Genomic DNA, 6,989 nt, shown 5'->3' with positions numbered 1-6,989 from the left:
TCGCAAGGCTATTAAACTAACCGCAGAGAACTATCCTATCTCAGAGTATTATGACACCAAAGAAGTACTAACTTCACTTGGCATAGGGGAGGCACTTATTACCGCTTTAGATGAAAAAGGAAGGCCCACCCCCCTTGCAGCTACAATGCTACGTGCCCCCATGAGCCGAATGGATATTTTATCTGACACTGAATTAGATTCCGTAATTAATAATTCAAAACTGGTAAGGAAATACAATGATATTATTGATAGAGAAAGCGCCTATGAGATCTTAAATGAAAAAATAGAAAGGGCAGAAGAAGAAGCAGAAAAAGAGGCTGAAAAAGAAGTTCAAACCCGAAAAACATCTACAAGAAGAACAACAACTCGTAGAAGCACACGTCAAAATCCGATTATAAAAGTTTTAACCAGTGCAACCTTTATTCGTGGTGTATTGGGGGTGTTAAAAAAAGTGATACGATAACAGAATATGAAAAACATTCAATTTATATCCTTATTAGTAATAGCATTGATCTTAATGCATTGTAAAAAGGATAGGGATCCCAATTTTTTAATAAATAATTCACAAGTTGGAAAACTAATGAGAACCAGTCCTGTAAGTGAACTGGAAAATATTTATAGCAATGATTCAATAGTTAAGGATACTTCTCCTCGGACCTTGGTATCTAATTCTAATATGATGGAAATTTATGAAAAAGGCGGACAGCATTTACTAACCTTAACTCCAAACGAGGATAGTATTCCAAAAATTGGAATAATACGTGTAATAGACCCCAGATTTAAAACTGAAAAAGGAATTGGACTCGAAAGTACATTTAAGGAAATAAAAGATAAATGCGTCATAAAGAAAATAGTAACCTCATTAAATAATGTAATTATATTCATTGAAAATAGCGATGTATACTTCACTATTGATAAAGACGAATTACCTGCAAGTCTGCGATATGATACAAGTATTAATATAGAAGAAGTACAAATCCCGGATGATGCCAAAATCAAATATATAATGGTTGGTTGGGATTAAAAAGGGGTGTGTAAATTAGTGAATAAAGATTCCTTTGAATTTAAAATATACCTGTGTTTCAGTAATCGGGACACTGAATATTAGCCATTGTATTTGATATGCTCTAAACCTCATCCATTTTACTTTTGGCTAGGTTATCAATTACGCTATTGCTGTATTTTTGCACTCATGCAGTTAATTTGATAATAAATGAAAAAACTGGTAAATCGTATTCTGGCTCTGGCTTATGGGGCCTATTTTAATATTCTTGCTCTGTTCTCAAAAAAACTGGCCGGAGAAAAGGCATTTACTCTGTTTAGTTCACCACGAAAAGGGAATGTACTTCCATTGCAAGCTTCCTTTTTAAAAAAAGCTGAGGATATAATTATTGAAGTGGGTGGGAAACAAATACAAACTTATTCCTGGGCCGGAACAAAAGATACCGTTTTATTGCTTCATGGTTGGGAGAGCAATTCATTTCGTTGGCGCAACCTGATACAATTTCTGAGTGACGCAAATTTTGCCATTGTTGCCTTTGATGCCCCTGCCCACGGGAATTCATCTGGCGGGATATTCAATGTCCCTCTTTATGCGGAATGTACCCAACATATTGTTAAACATTTTAAACCCTCTTTTATAATTGGGCATTCCGTTGGAGGGATGGCAGCATTGTATTACCAATACCTGTATCCACAAAATTCAATTAAAAAGATTGTGACCATTGGAGCCCCTTCCGAGCTTTATGAACTTATGGTGCATTATCAAAATATTGTAGGATTCAATAAGAAGGTTTTAGAGTCATTAGACCTTTATTTTCAGGCCCATTTTGGCTATGGAATCAGGGATTTTTCCAGTTCCCAATTTGCACGGAAGATTCAAATAGACGGATTATTATTTCACGATATAGAAGATCCTATAACTCCTTATCACAACTCAGAAAAAGTACATGCAAACTGGAAGAACAGCAGACTAATAAGTACCCGTGGGTTAGGTCATTCCATGCATCAGGGCAAAGTAAATAATCAAATTATAGATTTTTTGAAATCAAAGAAAAGGACTAATTTTAGCCCATAAATCACTTCCTATGTCAACTATTTCACCATTTCACATCGCGATTCCTGTGCATAACCTGGATAAATGCCGAGTTTTTTACAGAGAAGTCCTTAATTGCGAGGAGGGCCGCAGCAGCGACCATTGGGTTGACTTCAATCTTTTTGGACATCAGTTAGTAATTCATTACAAGCCGAAGTCCAAAGAGGAGTTGCATTCTAATCCGGTGGATGGTAAAGATGTTCCGGTACCTCATTACGGGGTGGTATTGCCCTGGGCTACTTTTCAAACTTTTGCCAAAGAATTAGAAGCTAAGGGAATACAGTTTATTATTGAACCTTACATACGTTTTGAAGGCCAGGTTGGAGAACAAGCCACCATGTTTTTCTTAGACCCCGCTGGTAATGCTCTGGAGTTTAAGGCATTTAAAGATATGGGGCAGTTGTTTGCTAAATAGGCCAGCTTTTCTATTGCTTTTTTTTATACTTCTGCCATAACCAGATGATCAGCGCATATATTACCCCAAAAACTACTCCTCCTTTTAATTCATTAAAAATGGCATCCATAGAATAGTCTTTTCCTAAAATCACGGAAAATAAGGTGTAGAAAAAAATAGCGACCAGTACCTGGCTAGTAAATTTCTTTTTATCCATCTCCAATCTTTTTATTGTGACCATGCCCTGGGTATTCTGTCCCATCTGTGGTTTCTTAGTTCTTCGAAAAGTTCTTCTGGCAGCCCTATCCCATCACTGGTTCCAACATTAGATAATACATTTCTTTGTTTGCGCATACCCGGTATAATAGTGCTCACATCAGAATTCATTAAAATGAATCGCAATGCCATTTCGGCCATGGTCATTCCTTCAGGAACAAGTGGACGCAGTAAATCTGCCTTATCTGAACTACTATTTAAATTTTCAGGAACAAAGTAAGTGCCCCGCCAATCGCCCTCAGGAAAGGTAGTTTCCCTCGTAATATTCCCTGTTAAAGTACCTTCGTCAAAGGGAACCCTTGCAATAATAGCTATATCAAGGTCTTTACATAATGGAAATAAGACATCTTCCGGAGCCTGGTCAAAAATATTATATATTACCTGTACTGCATCAAACAATCCGGTTTTTAATGCACTTATCCCATTCTCCGGCTCCCATCTGTTTACACTTATTCCCATAGCAGCAATTTTACCCGCTTTTTTTAAATCCTCCACCGCTCTTTTCCACTCTTCCCTATCTGTCCAGCCGTCATCCCAGGTGTGAAACTGCATAAGGTCTATCTGTTCTAATCCTAAATTTTTCAGTGTTTTATGCGTATAATCAAAAATGTGTTCCGTTGGATATGATTCCTCAAATGAATACTCGGGTTTTGCCGGCCATTTAAAATTTTTTGGAGGAATTTTACTTGCCGTATAAAGTTTGGTATTTTTATGTCTGCGCAGGAGTTCCCCAAGTAGTCGCTCACTATGTCCCTCTCCATATCCCCATGCGGTATCAAAAAAGTTAACCCCATGTTCTGCCGCAAGATCTAAAGATTTTGCAGAAAGGATATCATCAGATTCAGTCCAGCCGCCCATTCCCCACATTCCATAACCAATTTCACTCACCTTCCAGTTTGTGCGCCCAAATAATCTGTAGTTCATAAGACCAGTATTTAACTCTTAAATATAGTGTTTTAGAAGAATACCCTTCCGCTCTTTATTAAAATTCGTGGAATAAACTTTTGAAAATTAGTATGCTCAAATAATCGGAAAAAGCACCATGTGATATCGCAATTAGCAATTAATACTCTAAATCAAAATCACAAGGTTTAACCTCTTTCCAAAAGATACTACGATCCATCGCTATCCTAACGGTACCTCTCCTTCAGGCTTTTCATCATATCCAGATACCTCTTCTTTACTTTTTCATTTGGTGAATGGCAGAGGTATATGCGGGTCCCATTTTCCCTGAAATAGGGATCATTGATTACCTTTTTAAGCTCCACTTCTTCGAAGTAAGTTGGAAGGAGGCTATCCGGATTAACAGTGTTACCCAAATCAGAATGAACATAAATCACATAATCTTTACTTATGTTATCTGGCGACCAGAAAACGAAACTGGCGTTAGGGGAAATTGGCTGCGAAATGTTGTGTTTTTTACCATAAAACATAATGGCCCCGGCCTGTCCGTAATGATAGCAGTAAATATGGCAATTGTCCCGATTTTCCTCACCCAGATCCAAATATATAGCACTTACGGCCTCTCCTATGGCCTTCCAGCCGGTCATGTCCGCCATATCCTGAGGCAGGTCGTGCTGTTCTCCGTCTTCCCATCTGAAAGCTCCCTTATTAAGGGCTTTTTCAAAAGAGATGAAAGGAATCCCATCAAAAGGCATTGAAAAATATAGCCCCAACGCCATGGAAGCAACCAGTGTTACAAATACCGGTTTCAGGTATCGCACAATATATTTTTGAGTAAAGTAGCCTCCAAAAACAAACAATATAGGGTATATTCCCAGAGTATAGTAAGGCTTCCCACTACCGGCCAGGAGAAGTACAAAAACCAATAGGTAGACATAAGCAAAAATGCGGTACTGTCTTTCCTTTTTATTAAAAAGTAAAATGAGTAGCGCACCAATCCAAAGAAATAAAGCCTGGGCATTCATCAACAACTGCTCTACTATAAATCCCAAAGGCTGAACATGAACAAGCTGGGTTCGTCTCAACTCTTCCATATGCTGTAAGACAGGCCAATTATTGCCATACTGCCAATAAAGATTTGGCGATATGATAAACAGCGCGATTAATATGGCATAAACAAAATAGTGCGACAAATATAACTTGCGATAACGCGAGAATAGCATTGAAAGCCCAAAGGAAGTATAAAGAAAAACGATGGAATATTTATTGAGAAAACCAAGGCCGAATACAATTCCAATCCATAGCCACATTTTCGGATCGCCAATGGAGATGAGCTTATAGAACAGATAGCCCGATAAAAGCCAAAAAAAATGGTTAAACGCAACAGGTTGAAAAAGAGTGTTTACATGTAAATAAGCCGGTGAGAAAATATAGGCAAGACAAGCCAGCGCTATTGCTATTTTTTTGCCTCCTAAGTCCCTGGTGAACATGCCAATAATAATGACATTGATTGCACCAATAAGGAAAGGGAAGAAACGAAGGCCAAATACGGTATTCCCGAATAATGTCGTAGCCACTTTTCCAATAACCGCAATAGACGGCGGCACGGCTACATATCCCCAAGCCAGGTGTTCACTCAAAGCATAGTATAAATAGGCATCTCTATGCAGCTCGTAATTATCAAAAGTGACTGCATGTACTATAAATTTAAGCAGAGCAAGGATAAGGATCATCAATCCTGTAGAAGTGACCCAAAATTTTAACTTGTTGACTGTCATGGTTGTTATGGTGAAAATAAAAATTTTCTAAGAGTCAATGCTAAAAAATATTAATGCTCTGGAAATCAGGGATAAAGCCAACTACTCAGATCAGCTCCGGGGGGAGCACTTTCTGCAATTCGTTCCATAATCTTAGGAACATACATGCTGTTATATCTTAACCTTGAAATATGGTTGGGTTCCTTTGGGTCACCATTCCAGCAGTGTTCTGCCCTGTCACCATATAAAACTTCGCCATCGTAATAAGGATTGGAGGTGTTTTCAAGGAATTCCTCCATTTTATAAACCGCGTTGTTTAAATAATAGTTATCCATATCCCCACAGTAAATATTAATTTTGCCTTTTAACTTCTCACCCAGTTTATCCCAGTCCCTCTCCAGAATATGGCGGAGGTCGTAATTCTCTTTCCAGTAATTTGCTACTTCAGGATTTATTATTCCAGTCTTTTTATCCCATATACGCTCAGGATATCCCTCTTTTCCCTGAGGGGAATAGGTGGCTTCCCAAATATCCCACTGTTGACCGGAGCGGGATTTATCTCCCAAAACCAATTCCAGATGATTCTCGTCACGTACGGTAGATTGAATCTGACCTAAATAGTCCCTATGAGCAGGCACTTCCAGCATTTTATGGTCACTCTTGTAATAATACGCATTTTCATCTTCGTAAATATTGGTAAGGACATAGGCACTAAAATCAATTGGATCCGGACAAGCTGCAAAACACCCGTTATACTCTTCCGGGTATTTAACCTGAACCGCCAATGCCTCCCAGCCTCCAGTAGATCCTCCGTATAAAAAACGAGACCAGCCTTCGCCTAAGCCACGGAATTCTTTTTCAATATACGGAATGAGCTCATGGGTTATAGCATCGCCATAAGGGCCCTGACTGGCAGAATTTACGGCATATGAATCGTCATAATAAGGAGTAGGATGTTGTATTTCAATAATCAGAAACCTCGGAAAATCAGGTTCGTTCCATCTTTTATAAAAATCGTAGGCTTCTTGTTGCTGTATGATATTATAACCTGAAACCTTAAAGCGCGCTGCATAATCCGGTTCCAGATTTGGATCCGGAGGAACCGTTCTGAACCCCCCAAAATCATTTGGAAAGTGCCCGTGGAAGATCATTAGCGGATATTTTGCTTCCGGATGTTCCTGAAACCCTTTGGGCAGAAGTATATGAGCTCCTAAATATATGTCCCTTCCCCAAAATTCTGAAAGTTTTTCGGAACGCATCTTAATGTGTTTTATCCATTCTGTATCTTCAGCTTCTTCAATAGGTGGAATCACCTGATCCATAACGACGGATATTTCCAAATTACCATTTTCTGGCATTGTTGCCTTAAATGGTTTACTGTACAAATTACCGGGAGACCTGTTCCATTTCTGTCCTTCTCCATTATCCATGGGTAATTTTACCGTATGACCAGTACTTAAATTAAAGGTGTCATAGATATGTAATAAGGCCTGCACCCAATATTCACCTGGTGGTAATTCTGCTAAACCGGCGTATGGAAATCCATGGCCTGCCGTATCAAAAG

Annotated in this window: 8 protein-coding genes; 4 read left to right on the top strand and 4 right to left on the bottom strand. The window is 38.8% G+C overall.

Translation table 11 applies throughout. The features are described from left to right. The 4 genes from WBN20_RS15885 to WBN20_RS15870 form a co-directional block, all read left to right on the top strand. A partial coding sequence (locus tag WBN20_RS15885) for a helicase HerA-like domain-containing protein (RefSeq protein WP_424282388.1) occupies positions 1 to 463 on the top strand: 463 nt, incomplete at its 5' end. 6 nt (positions 464 to 469) lie between these two features. Beyond that, complete coding sequence (locus tag WBN20_RS15880) at positions 470 to 1,024, top strand: hypothetical protein (protein WP_424282387.1); 555 nt, start codon at positions 470 to 472, stop codon at positions 1,022 to 1,024. Between the two features lie 189 nt (positions 1,025 to 1,213). Further along, positions 1,214 to 2,077, top strand: coding sequence for an alpha/beta fold hydrolase (locus tag WBN20_RS15875; protein WP_424282386.1), 864 nt, complete (start codon positions 1,214 to 1,216; stop codon positions 2,075 to 2,077). Between the two features lie 10 nt (positions 2,078 to 2,087). Further along, entirely contained in the window at positions 2,088 to 2,510 is a 423-nt protein-coding gene (locus WBN20_RS15870) for a VOC family protein (RefSeq protein WP_424282385.1), read from the top strand. Positions 2,511 to 2,520: 10 nt separating this feature from the next. On the opposite strand, the gene WBN20_RS15865 is transcribed toward WBN20_RS15870, so the two are convergent. The 4 genes from WBN20_RS15865 to WBN20_RS15850 form a co-directional block, all read right to left on the bottom strand. Then, the gene (locus WBN20_RS15865; protein ID WP_424274061.1) at positions 2,521 to 2,706 is read right to left on the bottom strand and encodes a hypothetical protein; all 186 of its coding nucleotides are present in this window, start codon (positions 2,704 to 2,706) and stop codon (positions 2,521 to 2,523) included. Positions 2,707 to 2,717: 11 nt separating this feature from the next. Then, on the bottom strand, positions 2,718 to 3,689 hold the full coding sequence (locus WBN20_RS15860) for an aldo/keto reductase (RefSeq protein ID WP_424271005.1): 972 nt from the start codon (positions 3,687 to 3,689) through the stop codon (positions 2,718 to 2,720). A gap of 206 nt (positions 3,690 to 3,895) precedes the next feature. Beyond that, on the bottom strand, positions 3,896 to 5,446 hold the full coding sequence (locus tag WBN20_RS15855; RefSeq protein WP_424282384.1) for a glycosyltransferase family 39 protein: 1,551 nt from the start codon (positions 5,444 to 5,446) through the stop codon (positions 3,896 to 3,898). Between the two features lie 65 nt (positions 5,447 to 5,511). After that, the coding region (locus WBN20_RS15850) for an alpha/beta hydrolase-fold protein (RefSeq protein WP_424282383.1) at positions 5,512 to 6,989 on the bottom strand (1,478 nt) is incomplete at its 5' end.

Origin of the sequence: Eudoraea sp. (assembly GCF_049665975.1) — a bacterium.
Lineage (GTDB): Bacteria > Bacteroidota > Bacteroidia > Flavobacteriales > Flavobacteriaceae > Eudoraea.
The sequence above is the reverse complement of the archived record's forward strand: the minus strand, read 5'-3'. Positions and strand labels throughout refer to the sequence as shown.